Source organism: Sphingomonas sp. SORGH_AS_0789 (genome assembly GCF_031453055.1).
Lineage (GTDB): Bacteria > Pseudomonadota > Alphaproteobacteria > Sphingomonadales > Sphingomonadaceae > Sphingomonas.
The window spans coordinates 1-21,757 of sequence record NZ_JAVIYV010000001.1; the positions used below are offsets into that span (position 1 = coordinate 1).

A 21,757-nucleotide genomic window follows, 5' to 3' on the forward strand; every position below is an offset into this window, starting at 1 on the left:
CACAGCCGGTTGATCGTTCCGCCCGGCACCACCTCCGGCAGACCGGCGAGCAGCACCGCCATGCGCGCGACGTTGCGATTGTCCTCGCCCGCCTGATTGGCGCACCCCAGCAGCACGTCTTCGACGCCCTGCCAGTCGACGTGGCGGTTGCGCTCCATCAACGCACGCAGGGGAATGGCGGCAAGGTCGTCGGCCCGAACGCCCGCCAGCGCGCCGTTCAGCTTGCCGATGGGGGTGCGGATCGCGTCGCAGATATAAGCGTCGGGCATCAGGCGTCCTGTTCCAGCATGTCGATGATCTTCTGCGCCTCGGCAAAGCCGGTATTGGCGGCGGGTACGCCCGCATAGATGGCGGCCTGCATCAGCACTTCCTTCAGCTCGTCGCGCGTGAAGCCGCCCTGGGTCAGCCCGGCGCGGACATGCAGCGCGAATTCCTCCCAACGCCCCAGTGCGCAAGTGATCGCCAGCACGATCAGGCGGCGGGTCCGATCGTCCAGCCCCGGCCGCCCCCAGATCTCGCCCCAGGCGATCCGGGTGATCATGGCCTGGAAATCGGCCGTCAGGGGGGTGCGTCTCGCCAGGCTGCGTTCGACCCATTCATCGCCCAGCACCCGGCGGCGGTTGATCAGCCCGGCCTCGAACAGGGTGTCACTCGCCGCCTCGACCGTTTCGTCGGTGGTCAGGAACCGGCGGAGCGCGGTGGCCAGCGCACCGGGAGCCTCGATCGGTGGCAGATGCGCCCCCTCGACCCCGGCATGACGCGCGCCGGGGATGGTCGCGACCAGATGCTCGCCATGCCCGGCATAGGGGGTGGAGACGTCGCGCATCGCGGTGACGACCAGGGTCGGCACGGCAAGCCCCGCAATCCGGTCGATCAGCGCCATGTCGCGGATCGCCGCGCCCGCCCCGGCATAGCCCGTATCGGCCTGGCGCGCGATGCCGTCGCGCAGCGTCGCGGCGATGTCGGGATGCTGCGCGGCGAAGTCGGGTGACAGGAACCGCCCGACCGCCATCTCGGCGATGGCGCCGGTGCCCTGGGCGCGCACCGTGTCGATCCGCGCGCTCCACGCGGCGGGGTCCATCGTCGCCGAGGTGCAGATCAGCGCCAGCGCCGAAACCCGCTCCGGATGGTCGAGCGCCAGTTGCATCGCGACCATGCCGCCCAGCGACACCCCCGCCACCGCCGCCGTCCCGACGCCCGCATCGTCCATGATCGCGGCGACATCGGCGGCCAGCATCGCCAGGCTATAGTCGCCGTCCGGGGCATCCGACCCGCCATGCCCGCGCGCATCGATGCGCAGCAGGCGAAAGGCGGGGAGCAGCAACGGGACGGTCCGGTCCCAAAGGCCGATATCCGTGCCGATCGAGTTGAGCAGCACCAGCACCGGACGATCCTCCGCGCCCTCCAGCCGCCAGTGCAGGCGGGTGCCGTCGCGTGTCGTGAACGCCATATCAGTTCCCTTCGAACCCCAGCAATTCGGCGATGATGGCCGCGCTTTCGCCCAGGTCGTCGCCCATGCCCGCGCTGGCCAGATTGCGCGCCACCGCCGCGCGGTCGATCTCCAGCCCCTCGGCCACCACCGCCATCGCGGCGGCGCTGCCCGAGGCGAGCAGGAAGAGCTCGGCCAGGACCGGGCCCTCCGCCTGCCAGCCGCCGAGCCCGCGTTCCTGTTCCTGCGGCATCCCCGCCAATAGCGCGGCGACGAGGCCCGGCGCGCGGATCGCGGCGGACAGCGCGACCTGACAGCCGGTCGGATTGCGCTTATGCGCCATCGCCGAGGAGCCGCCGCGTCCGGCGATGACCGGTTCCCGCGCCTCGCCAACGCCGTTCTGCGCCAGCAGCGACACGTCGCGGGCCAGCTTGCCCAGCGCGCCGATCAGGATGCCGATCGCCGCGCCGATCGACGCCACGCCCGTCCGCCGCGCATGCCAGGGCGCCCCCGCCGTCAGCCCCAGGGCCTGCGCCATATGCGCCGCGACCGCCGCGCCCTGCCCGCCCGATCCGGCGCGCGTTCCCGCCGCACCGCCTAACTGGATGATGGCATGGTGCGCCACCGCCTCTTCCAGTTGATCGAGCGCCTCGGCGATTCCTGCCGCAGCCTGCGCCAGTCGCAGGCCGAAGGCGACCGGGATCGCGTCCTGCAGCAGCGTGCGCCCGATCGCCGGGGTCGCACGATGCGTCGCAGCGAGGTCCGCCAGGGCCGCGACCACCCGGCGGGCATCGCGCGCGACCAGGGGAAGCGCGGCTCGGACTTGCATCATCATCACGCTGTCCGCCACGTCCTGGCTGGTCGCGCCGCGATGCAGCGCCCTGCCCGCCTCGCCCGACAGCGCACCACGCAGATGCTCGACCAGTGGAATGGCCAGCGTCCCCGCCAGGGCCGCCGCATCCGCCAGCACGGCCGGGTCGATCCGGACCTGGGAGACACCCACGGCGATGGCCTCCGCCACCGCTGCCGGGATCAGCCCATGGGCGGCCTGCGCCTGTGCCAACGCCACCTCGAAGGCGCAGGCATGGGCGATGGCCGCCGCGTCATCGAATATCGCGATCATGTCCGGCGTCGCGACCGGGCGGAGGCGCAACAGGCTGGTCACAGGTCGAACATCACCGTTTCGCGTTCCCCCTGCAGCAGGGGGTCGAGCGACCAGACGCCCGGCGCGCCCTGCACCGCGATCAGGGTGGCGCGACGCTCCGGCGGGACGCAGGCAAGCACCGGATCGGTGTCGTTACCGTCCGCCCCGTCGAAATAGATGCGGGTCGCCAGCCGCCTGAGCAGCCCGCGCGCGAAGATCGACACCGCCAGATGCGGCGCCTGAAGGCCATTGGCCGGTCCCGGCACCCGGCCGGGCATGATCGTACGGAAACGGAAGCGGCCCTCCTCATCGGTCGCGGACCGGCCGAACCCGACGAAATGCGGATCGATCGGCACCTCCTGCCGTGTATCGTCCAGGCTGCGATAGCGACCCGCCGCATTGGCCTGCCAGATCTCGACCATCGCATCGGGCACCACGGCGCCCTGTCCGTCGAGCACGCGGCCGGTGACCTCGATGACCTGCCCCTCGGGCGTGCCGGTGGGCGAGGACAGGTTCAGCACATAATGCGCCTCGGGCATCAGTTCGGGCCGCGCGCCCATGTCCGACCGGCCGACCAGGTCCGCGCCGCCCCGCCAGGGCAGGCCGTAATGGAAGAACGGCCCGACCGTCTGGCTGGGCGTCTGGCCGAACAGCGCCGGGTCCTGATTGTCGGCGCGCGCCTGGGGGCGCAGGTCGGCGGGATCAATGGTCATGATGATCCTCCTCGAAGGGCGTCTGGTCGCGTCCCTTCAGCACCACGTCGAACCGATAGCCGAGCGCCCAATTGGGCTCGGTCACATCCATATCGAGCCGCGCGACCAGCCGCTGGCGGTAGGGCATCGGGACCGCATTGGCGATCGGATCGATCTCGATCAGTGGATCGTCGGGGAAATAGAGCTGCGTCACCAGCCGCGTCGCAAAGGCGGGGCCCAGCAGCGAGAGATGGATATGCGCGGGGCGCCAGGCATTGCGGTGATTGCCCCAGGGATAGGCGCCGGGTCGCACCGTCACGAAGCGATACCGCCCCTCCGCATCGGTCACCACCCGCCCCGCGCCGGTGAAATTGGGGTCGTGCGGCGCGTCCCACTGGTCCTTGGCATGGATATAGCGTCCGGCGGCATTGGCCTGCCAGATTTCCATCACGGTATCGGGCACCGCGCGCCCCTGTTCGTCCAGCACGCGGCCCGCGACGATGATCCGCTGGCCCAGCGGCTCGGCCTTATGCTGCGTCGTCAGGTCGGCGAGCGCCGATCCCATCAGCCGCTCCCAGCAGCCGCCAGGCCCGGTCGTCTCGGTCAGCGTCGGCGGGATCGCGATCGGCGGCCGAAGCGGCGCCCGCGTCGCCGTGGAGCGATAGTCGGGCACCAGCAGCGGCGGCGCGCCCGCATCGTCCTTGCTATAGCCGATCATGCCGGCTGCTCCGCAAAGGGCGCACCCGTCTTCGCGCGCACCTCGTCCAGCGTCACGCCGGGCGCCAGTTCGACCAGCCGCAGCCCCGGCTTGTCGCACGCCATCACGCACAGGTCGGTGACGATCAGGTCGACACAGGCCTTGCCGGTCAGCGGCAGGGTGCATTCGGGCAGGATCTTCGGACTGCCGGACTTGCTGGCATGGTCCATCACCACGACGATGCGCTTGACGCCCGCGACCAGGTCCATCGCGCCGCCCATGCCCTTCACCATCTTGCCCGGAATCGTCCAGTTGGCGATGTCGCCCCCGGCCGACACCTCCATCGCGCCCAGCACCGCCATGTCGATATGGCCGCCCCGGATCATCGCGAAGCTGTCCGCGCTGGAAAAGAAGCTGGAAGTCGGCAGCGTCGTCACCGTCTGCTTGCCCGCGTTGATCAGGTCGGGGTCCGCCTCGCCCTCATAGGGAAAGGGCCCGATGCCCAGCAGTCCGTTTTCCGACTGCAAGGTCACGTCGATGCCCTCCGGCACGTGGTTGGCAACCAGGGTCGGGATGCCGATGCCCAGATTGACGTAGAAGCCGTCCTGAAGCTCGCGCGCGGCGCGCGCCGCCATCTCGTCGCGGGTCCAGCTCATGCCGCATCCTCCCGTGCGCGGGTCGTCAGCTTCTCGATCCGCTTCTCGTTGATGGTGGAGCGGACGATCCGGTCAACGAAAATGCCGGGCGTGTGGATGCAGTCGGGGTCGAGCGCGCCCGCTTCGACGATCTCCTCCACCTCGACCACGGTCACCTTTCCGGCGGTCGCCATGTTCGGGTTGAAGTTGCGCGCGGTCTTGCGGAACATGAGGTTGCCGGCCGGGTCCGCCTTCCACGCCTTGATGATCGACAGGTCGGCGCGCAGCCAGGTCTCGCGGACATAGTCCTGCCCCTCGAACGTCTCGACCGGCTTGCCCTCGGCCACCACCGTACCGACGCCGGTCTTGGTGTAGAAGGCCGGAATGCCCGCGCCGCCAGCCCGGATCCGCTCGGCCAGCGTGCCTTGCGGGTTCAGTTCCAGCGCCAGCTCGCCCGACAGATATTGCTGCTCGAACAGCTTGTTCTCGCCGACATAGCTGGAGATCATCTTGGCGACCTGGCGGCTTTCCAGCAGCATCCACAGGCCGAAGCCGTCCGCGCCCGCATTGTTGGAAATGACGGTCAGGCCCGTCACCCCGCTCGCGCGGACCTCCGGGATCAGGCTTTCGGGGTTGCCCGACAGGCCGAAACCGCCAGACATGATCGTCATGCCGTCGAACAGCAGCCCAGCCAGCGCGGCCGCCGGGCTGTCATAGATCTTGCTCTTCATGCCATCTCCAGGGGCAGGCCCACATAATTCTCGGCGAGCGTCCGCTGCGCGGCGGGCGAACCGCGCAGATATTCCAGCTCGGCTATCTGGATGCGCCGGTCGAAGCCATCCATCGTCGGGAAACGGTGGGTCACCGAGGTGAACCACCAGGAAAAGCGCTCCGCCTTCCACACCCGCGCCAGCGCGCGGGCCGAATAATGGTCGATCCCCGCATCCGACCGTTCGTGATAATGCTCGGTCAGCGCACGACCCAGCATCGTCACGTCGGACACGGCCAGGTTCATGCCCTTGGCCCCCGTCGGCGGCACGATATGCGCCGCGTCCCCGGCCAGGAACAGCCGCCCCCAGCGCATCGGCTCGGCGACGAAGGAGCGAAGCGGCGCGATCGCCTTTTCGAAGCAGGGTCCGCGCGTCACCCTGGCCGCCATGTCCGGGCCGAGGCGGACGCAAAGCTCGTCCCAGAAGCGATCGTCGGACCATTGCGCCAGGTCCTCGTCCAGCGCGCACTGGACATAATAGCGGCTGCGCGTCGTCGAGCGCATCGACGCCAGCGCGAAGCCGCGTTCGTGATTGGCATAGATGAGTTCGTGATCGGCGGGCGGCACATCGGCCAGCACCCCCAACCAGCCAAAGGGATAGACCCGCTCGAACACCCGCAGGACGTCGGCCGGGATGGCCGCGCGACTGATGCCGTGAAAGCCGTCGCAGCCGACCACGAAGTCGCAATCGAGCCGGTGTTCCGCGCCATCCTGCCGCCAGGTCACGCTCGGCCGATCGCTGTCCAGCCCGGCCAGCGTAACATCCGCCGCGTTCCAGACGATCGACACGCCGCGATCCTCGGCGGCGTCGAACAGGTCGCGCATCACCTCCTGCTGGCCATAGACGGTGACGGTCGATCCGCCCGTCAGCGCCGCCATGTCGATGCGGAAGACCTCGCCGTCGAGCGCCAGATTGGTGCCGCCATGGACCAGCCCCTCGCGCTCCAGCCGCGCCGACAGGCCCAGCCGCCGCATCAGCGCGACCGTCCCCTGTTCCAGCACGCCCGCGCGGACCCGCCCCTCGACATAGGGCCGGTCGCGTCGCTCGATCACGACGGCGTCGATCCCTTCGGCGTGGAGCAGATGGGCCAGGAACATGCCCGCCGGTCCCGCCCCGATTATCGCCACCTGTGTCCGGTGCCTCATATCCATCCTCTCGACTGTCGGCCTGTCCGCCGACTTGTGCCGATCATGCGCTTTGCGATGTCGGCGTGCGATGGACGGGGCGCGCAAAAAGTTGGACGATCCGGTTGCCGCGCAATAGCATGGCCGGATGGTGTCCGCGGCCATTCCCAGCTTCTATCTCTATGGCGAACCGCACCGCGCGGTGGAGGAGGGCTTCGTCCATGCCGAACGGCTGGACAGCCGCTCGCGCCCGCATGAATGGACGATTCTGCCGCACGCCCATGCCGATCTGGTCCAGCTCTTCCTGCTGGAAGAAGGCGGCGGCACCATGCGCGCCGAGACGAAGAGCCTGGCCGTCAGCGCGCCCGCGCTGGTGATCGTACCGGCGGGGATCGTGCATGGTTTCGACTGGCATCACGAGTCGGCGGGCGCGGTCGTGACCTTGTCGGTCCGGCATCTGACGCTGCTCGACAGCCGCTATCCGGGGCTCGCCGCCGTCTTCGAACAGGCTGGTGTCATCGGTTCGGACGATATGCCGACCGACCGGATCGGCGCGCAGATCGCGACGCTGATGCGCGAGCTGCTATGGTCGGGACCGGGGCACCGCGCGGCGGTCGATGCCGCGCTGCTGACGATCCTTGTCGAGACGTTGCGCTCGCTCGACAGGATGCGCGACCATGCCCCCGCCATCCCCGGCCATCACCACAGCCTGGTCGCCCGCTTCCGCGCCAGGATCGACGAGCGTTTCCGCCTGCGCGAGCCGATCGCCGATTATGCCGAGGCGCTGGGGACCAGCGAAAGCCGCCTGCGCGTCGCCTGCGCGCGGGTCGCGGCGTTGTCACCCGCCGCGATGCTGGACCAGCGCGCCATGCTCGATGCCAAGCGCGCGCTTCTCTATACCAATATGTCGGTGGCGGAGGTCGGCTATGCGATCGGCTTTTCCGACCCGGCCTATTTCACCCGCTTTTTCAGCCGCCATGCGGGCGTGTCTCCCAGCGCCTATCGCAAGGCCGCGGGCGACTGACGCCCGAAGGCGGCATCGGCCTTTCCGGCGGAGCGGAATGTCAGCCCCGTGCGTAATCGCGCGGGGTCATACCATATTTCTCCTTGAAGGCGCGGCTGAAATGCGCGGGATCCTTGAACCCGCAATCATAGGCGACCGACGTGACGGACGACCGATAGGCCAGATTGCCGCGAAGGTCGCGCTTGGCCTTTTCCAGCCGGAGGTGCCAGATCCGTTCCGACAGCGACCGTTCGCTTTCCGCGAACAGCTTGCGCAGATAGCGTTCCGACAATCCGAAGGTTTCCGCGACGCGCTCGCACGTCAGCGTCTCTTCGCAGAAATGCGTGTCGACGAACTGGACGATACGGGTCATCAGCACGTGGCGCTGTTCGCGCAGCGGCGGGCGCCGGTCGGAGGTCTGTTCGGTGAAGGCCGCGCCGACCAGGTCGATCAGCGCACCATGGAGCGCGGGCGCGCTGCGGGGATCGATATGGCCCAGCTGATCCTCGAGATCGCAGATAAAGCGTGCCGCCAGCCGTCCGGTGCCCCGCGCGCCCGAGATGGGGCAAGCGGTCAGATCGTCCAGGCTGCGGATCTGGCGGGCCATGTCCTTGCGGCTGAGCCGCAGGACGGTCTGGACGAAGGGTTCCTCCACGAAGAAATCATAGGGCCGCGTGCTGTCGTAGATCGCCATGTCGCCGACCTGAAGACGCGCCTCGCGGCTGCCCTGGCAGATCGTCACCCGGCCCTCGACCAGCACGGTCAGCAGGACATATTCGTCATGGTCGGATGCGATCCGGCGGCGATCGCGCGAGACATGGTGGCGCCCGGCGGCGACCTTGGCGATGCGGGTTCCCAACAGGTCGCAGCTGCTGATCGAGGCGTGGAACGGGCCGTCGTCCGCGCGCGCGCAATCGAGATCGACGATCTGCTCGCGCACCGTCTCCCGCCAAGCGGCAAAGCTGACGGCATCGACCTGCCTGCGCTTCATGCTTTCAACGTCCACGATGCATCCTCGTGTGCCGGAGGGCTCAAAGCAGCGATGCTCTCATAGGGACCGGTTCGGCCGCAAGCCCTTATTCCATGGCCCGGTCGCCAGCGCCCCGACCGGCCCCTAGGGACGCCAGCCCCCCTGTCCTGCGCCGCTCCAAACCTGAAAACAGGCCGTCCCGTACAAGTTTTTCCGATCGTCCTCGCAGACTATCCGTCTTGTGGGTCGGGCTTTGCAGGTTCGCACCATAAGCCGACATCCAGCCCGAAAGAGGCTTGAGCGGCGCCGTCAGGAGGTCCTGGTTCATAGGAAGGGGGCGTTATGCGCGTGCAATATAGTTCGATGTTATTGGCCGGTGTTTCCCTGATGGCGTTGCCGCACGCGGCACTAGCGCAGGAGGCGACACCCACGACCGCCACCGGGATCGAGGCCCAGGCCAGCCCGGCGAACGACGGCGCCGATGGGCAGAAGGACATCGTCGTCACCGGATCGCGCGTGGTGCGCGACGGCAGCAAGTCGCCCAGCCCCGTGACCGTCCTGAGCGCGGGCGAACTGACCCGCACCGCGCCCAGCAACATCGCCGACGGGCTCAACCAGTTGCCGCAGTTCAGCAATTCGGTCAGCCAGACCAGCTATGGCCAGACCAACGCCAACACGCCCAGCAACGGCAACTATCTGAACCTGCGCGGTATCGGGCCCGCCCGCGCGCTGATCCTGTTCGACGGGCGGCGGCTGCCGCCGACCAGCTTCGACGGCAGTGTCGACGTCAACACCCTGCCCCAGATGCTGGTCCAGCGCGTCGACGTGGTCACGGCCGGTGCGTCGGCGACCTATGGTTCGGACGCGGTCAGCGGCGTGGTCAACTATGTCCTCGACAAGACATTCACGGGCGTCAAATACACGCTGCAAAAGGGCGTCTCGACGCGCGGCGACGCGCCCAGCCTGCGCGCGGGCGTGGCGGTCGGAACGGGGCTGCTCGGCGACCGGGCGCACCTGATCGCGAGCTTCGAACATTACGACTCGGCCGGTATCTTCAGCCGTTACGACCGACGCTATGCGGGCAATCTCTACAGCCTGGTGGGCGCCGGGACCGCCGCCAATCCCTATGTCACCGCGGCCAATACCCGGCTGAGCTTTTCGTCGTTCGGCGGGTTGCTGCCTGCGCTTGGCCTCGCCTTCCAGCCGGGCGGCGCGCTGACCGCGTTCAACGGGGGGACGGCGACGGGCAATCCGTCGATCAATATCGGCGGCGACGGGGCCTATTTCGATCAGCTCGGCCTGACCGGCAGCCTGAAGACCAACCAGGCCTTTGCGCGCCTGTCGATAGACGTCGCGCCGGGCGTCAACGCCTTCGTCCAGGGCAGCTACGCCGACTCGCGCAACATCGGCTATTACGGCTCCGACTTCCATTTCGGCAGCATCCTGTTCTCGCCGACCAACGCCTTCCTGTCGGCGCAGCAACAGGCGCAGCTCACCGCCGCGTCGGGCGGCGCGCCGATCACGATGTCGCGCTACAGCCGCGATCTGGGCCAGCGCGTGTCCGACGCGTTCAACCGCAGCTACAATGTCACGGCGGGCGTCGACGGGCGCTTTGGCGATTATCGCTGGAACCTGTCCTATTCCCATGGCCGCACCCAGCTCGACGTGAAGGGGCTGGAGGTCAACAACCAGAAATTCTACGCCGCGCTCGACGCGGTAAGGGACGGCAGCGGCAACATCGTATGCCGGGTCAGCCTCACCAATCCCGGTCTCTATCCGGGCTGCGTTCCGCTCAACCTGTTCGGAGAGGGTTCGCCGTCGGCCGCGGCGGTCGCCTATGTCAACGACTATTCGCGCTACCGCGTCGTCAACGAACTGGACGTGGTCAGCGGCTCGATCTCGGGTTCGCCCTTCTCGTCATGGGCGGGGCCGGTGTCGGTGGCGGTCGGCGGCGAATATCGGCGCCAGTCGCTGGTCGAGACCAGCAATTCCGATCCCGGCGTGGCGACCGACTTCACCGGCATCCGTTTCGTGCCCAGCGGGACGCTCGGCCACAGCTTCACGAACGTCGGCAGCGCCAAGGGCCGTTACGACGTCAAGGAGGTGTTCGGCGAGGTCGACATTCCGCTGGCCAAGGACAGCGCGCTCGGCCGCTCGCTCAACCTGAACGGTGCGGTCCGCTATACCGACTATAGCACCAGCGGCGGCGTGACGACGTGGAAGGCGGGCCTGGTCTATCAGCCGGTCGACGATCTGGTCATCCGGGCGACGCGCTCGCGCGACATCCGGGCGCCCACCCTGTACGACCTGTTCGCCTCGCGCTCGATCAACGTCTTCGGCCTGTCGATCCCCGGCGTGGGCAATTTCCCCACCCAGGCGATTTCGGGCGGCAACGCCGCGCTCAAGCCCGAGAAGGGCCTGACCACCAGCGCGGGCTTCGTCTACTCGCCTTCCTGGCTGCCCGGCGCCCGCCTCGCCATCGACTATTTCGACCTGAAGCTGCGCGATGCGATCACCGTGCAGGACGCGCAACAGGCCTATGACGATTGCCAGGCCAGCGGTGGAAACGCCCCGGTGTGCAACCTGATCGTCCGCACGTCCGGCTCGACCGTCCCCACGGCCATCCTAGTCTCGCCGCTGAACAGCGCCTCGCTGCGGACGCGGGGGTTCGATTTCGAATCCTCCTACACCTTCGGCGTGGGTCAGGGGCAACTGGCCCTGCGCGCCTTCGCCAGCTATGTGCCGGTGCTGAGGTTGCAGACGAGCGCGACGCAGCCGGCCGAGGAACTGGCGGGCACCGCGAACACCTCCGTCGGCGGCAACGGCGCGGGTTATCCCAAATGGCGGGGCAACCTGTCGGTGAACTACGCGAACGGCGGCTTCAACCTGAACGTGCAGGAACGCTGGATCGGCCGCTATGACCGCTCGACGCGGGCCAGCTATGTGATCGCCGACGCGTCCAACCGGATGCCGAACGTGTTCTACACCGATCTGAACATCAGCTACGATGTCGCGGGCGGCCAGTTCTCGCCGTTCATCAACGTGCGCAACCTGTTCGATCGACAGGCCCCGCTCTACGCCAGCGCGCTGCCGGGCCTGTCCTATCCGGTCAACCAGAGCCTGCACGATGTCGTCGGACGCTACGTCACCTTCGGCATTCGCGGCAAATTCTGATGGATCGGGGCCGATCGCGCGTCGGCCCCCTTCCTGTCCGCCAGAGAGGATCATTCGATGAAATCATGGTTCCCGGCCATCGTGGCGGTGGTGGCGGCGGCGACACCCGCTGCCGCCATGCCCCGCACGCCCGCATCCCCAGCGCCCGCCGCCCGATCGGGCTGCGATCGCGGGTGCCTGCTCGACATGACGAACCGCTATCTGCTGGCGCTGGAGGCGCATGACGCCGCCCGCCTGCCCCTCGCCCCCGGCGCGATGGTGTATAAAAATGGCCGGCCCGGCCGGCTCGACGACGGCGTGTGGAAGGACGCCACGATCATCACCGGCCGATCGACGATCGTCGACCCCGAGGCCGGGCAGGCGATCTTCTTCGGCATCGTCCGGCGCAAGGACGCAGGACAGGCGCTGTACGTCGCCCGGCTGAAGGTCGCGGACGGCCGGATCACCGAGGTAGAGCAGCTGACCGCAGGCAAGGACGACCTGCTCTTCAACCCGGACGGCGTTCATTTCCCCAAGCCGATCTGGTCCGACGTCCTGCCGCCGGAGGAACGCGTCCCCGCCGCCGAGCTGCGGCGCATCGCCAACCTGTATTTCCAGTCGATCCAGGAACATGATCCGACGATCGTGCCGTTCCATCCCGACTGCAACCGGACCGAAAACGGGACGCCGACCACCAATACCAACCGGCCCGACGTCATCACCTCCGACAGTTGCGACATCGGCGTCACCAAGTTCGGCTGGATCCCGGTGGTCCGCGAACGCCGCTTCCCGATCGTCGACACCGCGCGCGGCCTGGTCATCGGCATCAGCCATCTGGACGTGGTGCCCGGCATCAGCAGCAACAACGGCCCCAGGGCCGATGCGCCCTTCACCTTCGTGATCTATGAGATCTTCAAGATCGTCGACGGCCGCATCCTCGACATCGAATGCTTCATGATCACGCCCAAGGACCGGCGCTCGATCTGGCCGGTGGGGCCGTTCTACGAAAAGCTCCATCCCTATCGGCGGGCGGCCTCGCCCGCCGCGAAATAGCCCGCATGCGGCGGCGCGCCATGCCGGTCCGGGCCATTTTTCGGGCCGCAGGCGGCAAGCGCGGTTCGATGCCGCCGCTAGCCTTCATTCCATATCAGCGAGGGGGAAGAGTGCGTTGACGAAGCCCATGGTTCGGCTCGCCGTCGTACAGGCGGCGCCAGTCTATCTCGACGCGCAGGCGTCCACCGACAAGGCCATCGGCCTGATCGCCCAGGCGGCGGCGAACGGCGCGAAGCTGATCGCCTTTCCGGAAATCTGGATACCGGGTTATCCCTGGTGGATATGGCTGGGCGCACCGGCATGGGGCGCGCAGTTCCTGCCGCGCTACCACCGCAACGCCCTGGCCGCCGACGGCCCCGAACTGGGCCGCATCCGCGAGGCCGCCGCGCGGCATGGCATCCACTGCGTCATCGGCTATGTCGAGCGCGCCGACAGCACGCTCTACATCAGCCAGATGCTGATCGACGACACCGGCACGACGGTCTTCAACCGGCGCAAGCTGAAGCCGACCCATGTCGAGCGCACCGTGTTCGGCGAGGGCGACGGGTCCGACCTGAAGGTCGTCGACACTGCCATCGGCCGGTTGGGCGCCCTATGCTGTGCCGAGCATGTCCAGCCACTGAGCAAGTTCGCCCTTTATGCGCAGGGCGAGCAGATCCATGTCGCCTCCTGGCCGTCCTTCACGCTCTACAAGGGCATCGCCTATGGTCTGAGCGCCGAGGCGAACCTGGCCGCCAGCCGCGTCTATGCGCTGGAGGGGGGGTGTTTCGTCCTTCATGCGACCGGGGTGATGTCGCCCGATGTCTATGACACATTGTGCGACACCCCCGACAAGGTGGCGCTGCTCAATTCCGCCGGTGCGGTGCAGGGCGGGGGCAATTCGATGATCTTCGGCCCCGATGGCCGCTCGCTGACCGAGCCGATGCCGGAGGATGAGGAAGGGCTGCTCTATGCCGATGCCGATTTCGACGCGATCGTCCATGCCAAGAGCGCACTCGATCCGACCGGCCATTATTGCCGGGCCGATGCGACGCGGTTGCTGCTGAACGCCCGACCGCGCCGCCCGGTGGAGCCGTTCGGCGCGTCGCTGCCCGACGCTGGCACATGGGAGGCGCTATGACCCCCTCCCCCACCGCCGATGGCGGCGCCCTGAGCGGCGACCGTCGCTATGAGTTTCGCGCGATCGCGCTGCTCGCCTTGGGGTTCGGGCTGGTCGGGCTCGATCGCTGGCTGGTGATGCCGCTCGCGCCGCAGATCATGCGCGACCTGAAGCTGGATTATCAGGACCTCGGCAACCTGGCCGCGGCGGTCGGCCTGTCATGGGGCGTGTTCGCGATCCTGATGGGCAATCTGGCCGACCGCATCGGGCGTCGCCGGATCGTGATCGCCTCCGTGATCGGCTTCTCGCTGCTGTCGGGGGTCAGCGGACTGGCGGGCAGCCTGGCGATGCTGATGGTCGCAAGGCTGGCCATGGGCGTCGCGGAGGGGGCCTATTGTCCCGCGAGCTACGCCGCCGCGCTGGATGCGTCGCGCCCGGCGCGGCGCGGGCTAAACCTCGGCATCATCCAGGGGGCGTTCGCGCTGTTCGGGCTGGCGCTCGGCCCGATCATCGCGACGCAGCTGGTCGCGATCGTCCCGTCGTGGCGCGCCGTGTTCCAGATCGTCGCGGTGCCCGGCCTCGTGCTGGCGGGCACGATGTTCGTGGTGCTGCGCGATCCTCCCCGCGCGGCCCGCCCCGCCGTGACGAACGATCCCGCCCCCCGCGCATCGTGGCGCGACGTGCTGGCGCGACGCAACGTGCGGGTCGCCATCCCGGCGATCTTCTGCTCGATGAGCGGGATCTTCGTGCTCGGCGCAATGACGCCGGTGTTCCTGACCGATGTCGTGCGGCTGGACGGCCCGCAAATGGGGCTGGTGATGTCGGGCCTGGGCTTTGGCGGTTTCGTCGGGCAGATTGCGCTGTGCGGCATATCGGACGTGATCGGTCGCCGCCCCGCGCTGGTCGCCGCCTTTCTCGGCGGGGCGGCGGCGCTCGCCGCGCTGGTGCTGACCGCGCACACGCCGCTGCCGCTGTTCGCGCTGCTGTTCCTCGCCGCCTTTTGCTGCTGTGGCGCGAACGCGCTGCTCGCGGGGCCGGTGGCGGGCGAGGCCGTGCCCTACACGCTGTCCTCGACCGCGATGGGATTGGTGGTGGGGCTGGGCGAGATCTTCGGCGGCGGGATTGCGCCGAGCATCGCCGGGCGGATCGCCGTCACCACCGGACTGCCGACGACGCTGCTCACCGTGTCGGGCGTTCTGGTCCTGGGCGCGGTCGCCAGCATCGCACTGATCGAGACCGCGCCGCGGCGCGGCCATCGGGCGGCCCGTCCCGAAACGCCCGCCATCGCCGTTTGAGGCCCGGCCCGCGACCGGCATAGCATGGACCGACAAGGAAAAAGGAGTGAGAGGATGACCCGCTACAGCTTCGAGGCGCAATATATCGACGGGACATGGCGGCCCGGTTCGGGCGAGGAGACCATGGAGGACCGCAACCCCTATTCGGGCGAGTGCCTCCTCCGCCTGCGCGCCGCCGACCTTACCGACGTCGATGCCGCCTATAGCGCTGCCGCCAAGGCGCAGCGGGAATGGGCGCAAACGCCCCCGGCGGTCCGGGCCGACCTGTTCCGGCGCGTCGCGAATATCGTCCAGGCCCGGCGCGACGAGATCATCGACTGGCTGGTCGCGGAATCGGGTTCCACCCGGATCAAGGCCAGGATCGAATGGCAGGCGGTGATGGGCGGTCTGAACGAGGCCGCGTCGATCCCCTATCGCATCAACGGCCGCATCCTGCCGATCGACCTGCCCGACACCGAAAGCCGCGTCTATCGCCGCCCCATCGGCGTCGTCGGGGTGATCAGCCCGTGGAACTTCCCGCTCCACCTGTCGCACCGCACGATCGCGCCCGCGCTGGCGGTGGGCAATGCGGTGGTCGTCAAACCGGCCGAGGACACCCCCGTCACCGGCGGCCTGCTGCTGGCGCGCATCTATGAAGAGGCGGGACTGCCACCCGGACTGTTCAACGTCGTCACCGGCAGCTCGCGGGTGATCGGCGACGCTTTCTGCACGCACGACGTCCCGCGCTTCCTGTCCTTCACCGGCTCGACCGGCGTGGGGCGGCGCATCGGCAGGCTGGCCATCGAGGCCCCGGTCATCAAGCGGGTCGCGCTGGAGCTAGGCGGCAACAACCCGTTCGTGGTGCTGGCCGATGCGGACCTCGACCAGGCGGCGCAGGCGGCAGCGTTCGGTCGGTTCCTGCACCAGGGCCAGATCTGCATGAGCACCAACCGCGTGATCGTGGAGGACAGCGTCCACGACGCCTTCGTCGAGAAGTTCGCCGCCTGCGCCGCACGGCTGAAACATGGCGATCCGGCCGAGCCGGACACGCTGATCGGCCCGGCGATGAACGCGAAGCAGCTGGCCGCGAACCTCGACCACCTCGCCGCCGCCAAATCCCGCTTCCGCCTCGTCCTCGGGGGCGAGCCGTCGGGCGCGGTGGTGCCGCCGCACATCTTCGCCGATGTCGACAATGACGACCCGCTGGCACAGGCCGAGATGTTCGCGCCGATCGCCTTCATCATCCGTGCGCGGGACGAGGCGCATGCGCTCGAACTCGCCAACGCCACCGATGCGGGCCTGTCCAGCGCGGTCTTCACCCGCGACGAGGCGCGCGGGCTGCGCTTCGCCCATGGGCTCGATGTCGGGATGACGCATGTCAACGACATGACCGTCGCCGACATGCCGTTCAATCCGTTCGGCGGCGAGAAGAACAGCGGCATCGGCCGCTTCGGCGGCGACTGGATCGTGGAGGAGATGACCACGACGCACTGGGTGACGATCCGGCGCGGCGCGGTCGACTATATCCCCTGATCGCCGCCTCTTACCCCGACGACGACCCCCGCCGGGCGACCGGCGATGCGACAAGGCCCAGCTCCCGATGTACACCACCTCCAGCGCTTTCCTCGATGCCCTGATCGAGCATGGCGTTTCCCATGTCTTCGCCAACCTCGGCAGCGACCACCCCGCGCTGGTCGAGGCGATCGCGGAGGCGCGCGCCGCCGGGCGGCCGATCCCGCGCATCGTCACCTGCCCCAATGAAATGGTCGGCATGAGCGCCGCGCACGGCTTCTGGCTGGCAAGCGGTGTGGCGCAGGCGGTGGTGGTGCATGTCGAATGCGGAACCCAGGCGCTGGCAGGCGCGGTCCACAACGCCGCCAAGGGACGCGCCCCGATGCTGATCTTCGCGGGTGCGTCCCCCTTCACCCAGCATGGCGAGCTGAAGGGATCGCGCAACGAGTTCATCCAGTGGATCCAGGACGTCCATGACCAGCGCGGGCTGGTGCGCGGCTATATGCGCTACGACAACGAGATCCGCACCGGGCGCAACGTCAAGGAACTGGTGCACCGCGCCTTCCAGTTCGCCGGGTCCGATCCCAAGGGCCCCGTCTATCTGATCGGCGCGCGCGAGGTGATGGAGGAAGAGGTCGCGCCGACCCCCGACGAGGCGGCGGCCTGGCGCTGCATCGGGCCGGGCGCCCTGCCGCCCGAAACGGTGGCGATGATCGGCGAGGCCCTGCTGACGGCGCGACGGCCGCTCGTCGTCACGTCCTTTCTGGGCCGCAATCCGGCGGCGGTCGCGCCCCTGGTGACGCTGTGCGAGCGGTTGGGGATCGGGGTGCTCGAATCCGTGCCCAATGCGATGAACTTCCCGCACAGCCACCCGCTCTATCTCGGCAACCAATGGAATCAGCCGCAGCAGAATGCCGATCTGGCCGCGGCGGATATGGTGCTGGTGATCGACAGCGACGTGCCGTGGATCCCGACCGTGTCGGCGCCGGGCGACGGCGCGCGGATCTTCCACATCGATGTCGACCCGCTGAAGGAACAGATGCCTTTGTGGCGGATCGCGGCGGAGGCGGTGTGCCGCGCCGACGCCGCGACCGCGCTCGCCCAGCTGGACGACTGGCTCGCCGCGCGGCCCCTCCCCGCCGCGCGCATCGAGGAGCGGCGCGCGCATTATGCCCATCGCCACGCGGCGCGCGAAACGGTGCTGCGAACGCGCGAGGTGGTTCCGGTCGGAACCATCACTCCGGAATATTTCATGTCGCGGCTGCGTGCAGCCCAGACCGACGACATGCTCTTCGTCAACGAGGCGATCTCCAACTATGGCGTGGTGTTCGATCACCTGCGGCTCGACACGCCGGGGGCGATCTCCACGAGCGGCGGCGGATCGCTGGGGTGGAACGGCGGGGCGGCGATCGGCGTCCGGCTGGCCAGGCCCGATGCGACGGTGGTGGCGCTGACCGGCGACGGTTCGTTCCTGTTCACCGTGCCCAGTTCGGTGCACTGGATGGCGCGACGCTATGACGCACCGTTCGTGCAGATCGTCTTCAACAATCGCGGCTGGAAATCGCCCAAGCTGTCGACACTGGCGGTGCATCCGGAGGGCTTTGCCGCGCATGCCGACGATCTGGACACCTCGTTCGACCCCGCCCCCGATTATGTCGGCATCGCCGCCGCGTCGGGCGGCGCATGGGGGCGGCAGCTTCGCGACCCGGCGGAGATCGACGACGCCATCGCCGAGGCGCTGCGGGTCGTGCGCGAGGAACGACGCTGCGCCGTGCTGGACGTGTGGCTGGACCATCACTGACATGACCCGCGCGCTCATCACACTCGACGATTATCGCGCCGCCGCGCGCCGCCGGTTGCCGCGCATCGTGTTCGACTATCTGGAGGGCGGCGCCGGTTCCGAGCGCGGCCTTTCGCGCAACCGCGAGGCTTTCGCGCGGACCCGGCTGCTGCCGGATCGCCTGACCGATGTCTCGCAGCGTCGACAGGCGATCGCGCCGTTCGGCCGCCCCTGGGAAAGCCCGTTCGCGGTCGCACCGATGGGCCTGACCGGCGTGGTGCGGCCGCAGGGGGACCTGATCCTGGCGCGTGCGGCGGCGCGGGCGGGCATCCCCTTCTGCCTGTCCACCGCGGCGACCAGCACGATCGAGGCGGTGCGCCGCGCCTCGGACGGGGAATTGTGGTTCCAGCTCTATGTCGTCCAGCGCGCGCTGGCGGATCGACTGGTGGCCCGCGCGCGCGAGGCGGGATGCACGACCCTGGTCCTCACCGTCGATGTCGCGGTGAACGGCGACCGGGTGCGCGATCGGCGCAACGGCTTCGGCGTCCCCCTGCGCATGACGCCGCGCATCCTGCTCGACGGTGTCCGCCATCCGGTCTGGTCGCTCCGGCAGGTGCGCCAGGGCTTTCCGCAGCTCGCCCATTTCGTCGCCGCGGGTGACGGGGACGTGGAGGCGCAGGCCGCGCTGATGGCGCGCCAGATGGATGCGAGCTTCGACTGGGCGGCACTGGCGCGGCTTCGCGACGACTGGCGCGGCACGCTGATCGTCAAGGGCATCGTCTCCGCCGAAGATGCGCGGCATTGCGAACGGCTGGGGGTGGATGGTGTCGTCGTCTCCAACCATGGCGGCCGCCAGCTGGAGGACGCGCCCGCCCCCATCGACCTTCTGCCCGCCGTTGCGGATGCGTGCGGGCTGCCCGTGCTGATGGACAGCGGGGTTCGGGACGGTGCCGATGTGGTGAAGGCAATGGCCGCCGGTGCGAAGGGCGTGCTGGTCGGCCGCCCGCTGCTCTATGCCCTGGCGGCGGATGGCGAGCGCGGCGTCGATGCCGTACTCGCCATGCTGCGGCGGCAGGTCGATACGACGCTGGCGCTGCTTGGGACGCCCGACGTCACCCGACTGGAGCGCCGCCACCTGGCCTGAGGCGGCCGCCGTTCACCCGCCGCCCCGCAGCGCCTCCGACCGGCCCTGCACCGAGGGCGGCAGCCCGGCGAGACTGTCTCGGGTGATCGCGCCGGGACGGTCGGCCCCGATCAGGGTCATCGTCACCCGCATGTCCGCGGCGATCAGGTCGAGCAGTTCGCTCACCCCCCGCTGCCCCCGCGCCGCCAGCGCATAGATATAGGCCCGGCCGAGCAGCACCGCATCCGCACCCAGCGCCATCATGCGCACCACGTCGATCCCCGAGCGCACGCCGGAATCGGCCAGCACCGCGATCGCACCGGCGACCGCATCGGCGATGGGGGGAAGCGCCGTGGCGGTGGGCATGGCCCCGTCGAGCTGCCGCCCGCCATGGTTGGACACGATGATCCCATCCGCCCCGAAACGGACCGCCTCGCGCGCGTCCTCGGGGTCGAGAATGCCCTTGAGGATCAGCGCGCCCTTCCAGTCCTGGCGCACCCATTCCAGATCGCGCCAATGGATGGCGGGGTCGAAATTGCGCGCCAGAAAGCCGGTATAGTCGGCCATGCTCATCGAATGGCCGACATAGGCCTCGATATTGCCGAAGGACAGCGGGCGGCCGCGCAATCCCACATCGACCGCCCAGCGCGGGTGGCGGAGCGCCTGGGCATATTGGCGCAGCGTCGCGGCGGGCCCGGCCATGCCGGAGCGCCGATCGCGATAGCGCGAGCCGGGCGTCGGCATATCGACGGTGAACACCAGCGTCCGCATCCCCGCCGCCCAGGCCCGGTCGAGCGCGTTGCGCATATAGCCGCGGTCCTTGAGCACATAGAGCTGCGACCAGAGCTGCCCCGGCGCGTCGCGCGCCACCTCCTCGATCGATGCGACCGAGACGGTGGACAGGGCATAGGGGATGCCCGCAAGACCCGCCGCCCGCGCCGCCTGCACCTCGCCGCGCCGGGCATACATTCCCGTCGCCCCGACCGGCCCCAGCGCGACCGGCATCGCCCATGGCTGGCCCAGCACCGTCACCGCCAGCGACGGGTCCCCCGCGCCCTTGAGGACCCGCTGGCGCAGCGCCACCCGCTGCAAGGCGTCGACATTGCCGACCATGGTGGACTCGGTGACGGCACCGCCATCGATATAGTCGAACAGGAAGCGCGGCAGGCGGCGCCGGGCCGCCTCGCGGAAATCCGTGGGCGCGGAAATGATCATCGAAAGACCTCGCTTGACGGGTCACCGACCCGGTAAGCGACGAAAATAGGCCAAGGGCCGGGTTGCGAAAAACGAAAGCTCTGACTGGCCTCCATTCCCAAATCGACTGACCCGGACGGATCGCCGCCCCCGGGCGACCGGCTAATCCGCCTGGTCGGCCACCATCTGCAACCAGGCGCGCGCGGCGTGCGACAGGAAGGCGCCGTTGCGCCAGACCATCGCCAGCCGCCACTCGATATAGGGTTCGGTCACCAGGACGCCGCAGATACGCTCCGCATCGACCTGGTCCACCAGCAACCGGGGCAGAAAGGCGATGCCGATCCCCGACGCGGCCAGTTCGAGGATGAATTCCACCTCGCTGCTCTGGACCGCGATGTTCGGCTTGAACCCATGGCGGTGGCACGCATCGACCACCATGCGATGCAGCACGAATCTGTCGGAAAACAGGATGAACGGCTCGTCGCGCAAGGCGTCGAGCGACAGCGACCCGGCCTTGGCCAGCGGATGATCGCGCGCCATGACCGCCATCACCGGATCGCGCCAGACCTCCTGGCTATGCCATTCCGGCGCGCTGGGATCGACCGTCGCCGCCAGTTCGATCTCGCCGGTGCGCACCATGTCGAGGAGTTGGTCGCCGCCATGCTCGCGCAATTCGATGGCGATGCCCGGATAGGTCCGGCGATAGCGGGCCAGCATCGGCGCGAAGATCCGCGCGCTGCCGACCGGGGGCAGGCCGATCCGGAGGCTGCCCCGCTGCAATCCGCGTATCTCGTCCAGTTCGACGAGCAGGTCGCTCCGTTCCGCCAGCAGGCGCGCGGCGCGCGGATACAGCGCCTCGCCAAAGGTGGTCAGCTTCACGCGCGGGCCGATCCGGTCGAACAGCGGCGCGCCGAGTTCGTCCTCCAGCTGCTTGACCGCCTTGCTGACCGTGGACTGCGTCGCGAAGATCGTCCGGGCCGCCTGCGAAAAGCTGCCCTGGCGAACCACTTCGACAAAGGCGCGTAGCGTTCGGAACTCCATGTCATTCCTTTAGGGAATAGCGCCCATGCCAACAAGTCGCTCCAGGCGTGGCCGCAAAACGGCT

General features: G+C 68.7%; 18 protein-coding genes and 1 pseudogene. 8 read left to right on the plus strand and 11 right to left on the minus strand.

Annotation, left to right across the window (positions count from 1 at the left end; translation table 11 throughout):
• From QE360_RS00005 to pobA, 8 genes and pseudogenes are all read right to left on the minus strand, one after another.
• Positions 1 to 269 (minus strand): annotated as a pseudogene (locus tag QE360_RS00005) (acetyl-CoA C-acyltransferase); the annotation flags it as partial.
• On the minus strand, positions 269 to 1,450 hold the full coding sequence (gene pcaD / locus QE360_RS00010; protein ID WP_309698277.1) for a 3-oxoadipate enol-lactonase: 1,182 nt from the start codon (positions 1,448 to 1,450) through the stop codon (positions 269 to 271). The pseudogene QE360_RS00005 and the gene pcaD, both read right to left, overlap by 1 nt.
• A 1-nt stretch (position 1,451) precedes the next feature.
• Complete coding sequence (locus QE360_RS00015) at positions 1,452 to 2,594, minus strand: lyase family protein (RefSeq protein ID WP_309698279.1); 1,143 nt, start codon at positions 2,592 to 2,594, stop codon at positions 1,452 to 1,454.
• Positions 2,591 to 3,286, minus strand: a complete 696-nt coding sequence (gene pcaG / locus QE360_RS00020; protein WP_309698281.1) for a protocatechuate 3,4-dioxygenase subunit alpha — start codon at positions 3,284 to 3,286, stop codon at positions 2,591 to 2,593. The genes QE360_RS00015 and pcaG overlap by 4 nt, the downstream gene beginning before the upstream one ends.
• Positions 3,276 to 3,983 carry a protocatechuate 3,4-dioxygenase subunit beta gene (gene pcaH / locus QE360_RS00025; protein ID WP_309698283.1) on the minus strand — a complete coding sequence of 236 codons (708 nt, stop codon included), beginning with the start codon at positions 3,981 to 3,983 and terminating at the stop codon, positions 3,276 to 3,278. Before pcaH ends, pcaG begins: the two co-directional genes overlap by 11 nt.
• Positions 3,980 to 4,618 (minus strand): 3-oxoacid CoA-transferase subunit B, encoded by a 639-nt coding sequence (locus QE360_RS00030; RefSeq protein WP_309698285.1) that lies wholly within the window; start codon positions 4,616 to 4,618, stop codon positions 3,980 to 3,982. Before QE360_RS00030 ends, pcaH begins: the two co-directional genes overlap by 4 nt.
• Positions 4,615 to 5,328, minus strand: coding sequence for a CoA transferase subunit A (locus tag QE360_RS00035; RefSeq protein ID WP_309698288.1), 714 nt, complete (start codon positions 5,326 to 5,328; stop codon positions 4,615 to 4,617). Before QE360_RS00035 ends, QE360_RS00030 begins: the two co-directional genes overlap by 4 nt.
• Entirely contained in the window at positions 5,325 to 6,512 is a 1,188-nt protein-coding gene (pobA, locus tag QE360_RS00040; protein WP_309698290.1) for a 4-hydroxybenzoate 3-monooxygenase, read from the minus strand. Before pobA ends, QE360_RS00035 begins: the two co-directional genes overlap by 4 nt.
• Before the next feature lie 127 nt (positions 6,513 to 6,639).
• On the opposite strand from pobA, the gene QE360_RS00045 reads away from it, so the two are divergent.
• A complete protein-coding gene (locus tag QE360_RS00045; RefSeq protein WP_309698292.1) occupies positions 6,640 to 7,515 on the plus strand; it encodes a helix-turn-helix domain-containing protein in 876 nt (291 codons plus the stop codon).
• A gap of 40 nt (positions 7,516 to 7,555) precedes the next feature.
• Here QE360_RS00045 and QE360_RS00050 read toward each other — a convergent pair whose 3' ends face one another.
• Entirely contained in the window at positions 7,556 to 8,500 is a 945-nt protein-coding gene (locus QE360_RS00050) for a helix-turn-helix domain-containing protein (protein WP_309698294.1), read from the minus strand.
• Positions 8,501 to 8,851: 351 nt separating this feature from the next.
• Between QE360_RS00050 and QE360_RS00055 the strand changes: the two genes are divergently transcribed.
• The 7 genes from QE360_RS00055 (at position 8,852) to QE360_RS00085 (ending at position 19,479) form a co-directional block, all read left to right on the plus strand.
• Positions 8,852 to 11,638 (plus strand): TonB-dependent receptor domain-containing protein, encoded by a 2,787-nt coding sequence (locus QE360_RS00055; RefSeq protein WP_309698296.1) that lies wholly within the window; start codon positions 8,852 to 8,854, stop codon positions 11,636 to 11,638.
• 57 nt (positions 11,639 to 11,695) lie between these two features.
• Positions 11,696 to 12,670, plus strand: a complete 975-nt coding sequence (locus QE360_RS00060; protein WP_309698298.1) for a hypothetical protein — start codon at positions 11,696 to 11,698, stop codon at positions 12,668 to 12,670.
• Between the two features lie 115 nt (positions 12,671 to 12,785).
• On the plus strand, positions 12,786 to 13,790 hold the full coding sequence (locus tag QE360_RS00065) for a carbon-nitrogen hydrolase family protein (protein WP_309698300.1): 1,005 nt from the start codon (positions 12,786 to 12,788) through the stop codon (positions 13,788 to 13,790).
• Positions 13,787 to 15,064: an MFS transporter gene (locus QE360_RS00070; RefSeq protein ID WP_309698302.1), complete on the plus strand. Its 1,278-nt coding sequence runs from the start codon at positions 13,787 to 13,789 to the stop codon at positions 15,062 to 15,064. Before QE360_RS00065 ends, QE360_RS00070 begins: the two co-directional genes overlap by 4 nt.
• A 54-nt stretch (positions 15,065 to 15,118) precedes the next feature.
• Positions 15,119 to 16,576, plus strand: coding sequence for an aldehyde dehydrogenase family protein (locus QE360_RS00075; RefSeq protein WP_309698304.1), 1,458 nt, complete (start codon positions 15,119 to 15,121; stop codon positions 16,574 to 16,576).
• A 67-nt stretch (positions 16,577 to 16,643) separates the two neighbouring features.
• Positions 16,644 to 18,356 carry a thiamine pyrophosphate-requiring protein gene (locus QE360_RS00080; RefSeq protein WP_309698306.1) on the plus strand — a complete coding sequence of 571 codons (1,713 nt, stop codon included), beginning with the start codon at positions 16,644 to 16,646 and terminating at the stop codon, positions 18,354 to 18,356.
• A gap of 1 nt (position 18,357) precedes the next feature.
• A complete protein-coding gene (locus tag QE360_RS00085; RefSeq protein WP_309698308.1) occupies positions 18,358 to 19,479 on the plus strand; it encodes an alpha-hydroxy-acid oxidizing protein in 1,122 nt (373 codons plus the stop codon).
• Positions 19,480 to 19,491: 12 nt separating this feature from the next.
• Here the strand turns inward: QE360_RS00085 and lldD are convergent, their stop codons facing one another.
• The gene (gene lldD, locus QE360_RS00090) at positions 19,492 to 20,673 is read right to left on the minus strand and encodes an FMN-dependent L-lactate dehydrogenase LldD (RefSeq protein ID WP_309698310.1); all 1,182 of its coding nucleotides are present in this window, start codon (positions 20,671 to 20,673) and stop codon (positions 19,492 to 19,494) included.
• A gap of 141 nt (positions 20,674 to 20,814) precedes the next feature.
• A complete protein-coding gene (locus QE360_RS00095; RefSeq protein WP_309698312.1) occupies positions 20,815 to 21,693 on the minus strand; it encodes a LysR substrate-binding domain-containing protein in 879 nt (292 codons plus the stop codon).
• Positions 21,694 to 21,757: the final 64 nt, after the last annotated feature.

What these genes read in the sequence shown, in the direction of transcription:
- pcaD (WP_309698277.1), bottom strand. Translation starts at nt 1,450, where the DNA reads ATGGCGTTCACGACACGCGACGGCACCCGCCTGCACTGGCGGCTGGAG.
- pcaG (WP_309698281.1), bottom strand. Translation starts at nt 3,286, where the DNA reads ATGACCATTGATCCCGCCGACCTGCGCCCCCAGGCGCGCGCCGACAAT.
- pcaH (WP_309698283.1), bottom strand. Translation starts at nt 3,983, where the DNA reads ATGATCGGCTATAGCAAGGACGATGCGGGCGCGCCGCCGCTGCTGGTG.
- QE360_RS00030 (WP_309698285.1), bottom strand. Translation starts at nt 4,618, where the DNA reads ATGAGCTGGACCCGCGACGAGATGGCGGCGCGCGCCGCGCGCGAGCTT.
- QE360_RS00035 (WP_309698288.1), bottom strand. Translation starts at nt 5,328, where the DNA reads ATGAAGAGCAAGATCTATGACAGCCCGGCGGCCGCGCTGGCTGGGCTG.
- pobA (WP_309698290.1), bottom strand. Translation starts at nt 6,512, where the DNA reads ATGAGGCACCGGACACAGGTGGCGATAATCGGGGCGGGACCGGCGGGC.
- QE360_RS00045 (WP_309698292.1), top strand. Translation starts at nt 6,640, where the DNA reads ATGGTGTCCGCGGCCATTCCCAGCTTCTATCTCTATGGCGAACCGCAC.
- QE360_RS00055 (WP_309698296.1), top strand. Translation starts at nt 8,852, where the DNA reads ATGGCGTTGCCGCACGCGGCACTAGCGCAGGAGGCGACACCCACGACC.
- QE360_RS00060 (WP_309698298.1), top strand. Translation starts at nt 11,696, where the DNA reads ATGAAATCATGGTTCCCGGCCATCGTGGCGGTGGTGGCGGCGGCGACA.
- QE360_RS00070 (WP_309698302.1), top strand. Translation starts at nt 13,787, where the DNA reads ATGACCCCCTCCCCCACCGCCGATGGCGGCGCCCTGAGCGGCGACCGT.
- QE360_RS00075 (WP_309698304.1), top strand. Translation starts at nt 15,119, where the DNA reads ATGACCCGCTACAGCTTCGAGGCGCAATATATCGACGGGACATGGCGG.
- QE360_RS00080 (WP_309698306.1), top strand. Translation starts at nt 16,644, where the DNA reads ATGTACACCACCTCCAGCGCTTTCCTCGATGCCCTGATCGAGCATGGC.
- QE360_RS00085 (WP_309698308.1), top strand. Translation starts at nt 18,358, where the DNA reads ATGACCCGCGCGCTCATCACACTCGACGATTATCGCGCCGCCGCGCGC.
- lldD (WP_309698310.1), bottom strand. Translation starts at nt 20,673, where the DNA reads ATGATCATTTCCGCGCCCACGGATTTCCGCGAGGCGGCCCGGCGCCGC.
- QE360_RS00095 (WP_309698312.1), bottom strand. Translation starts at nt 21,693, where the DNA reads ATGGAGTTCCGAACGCTACGCGCCTTTGTCGAAGTGGTTCGCCAGGGC.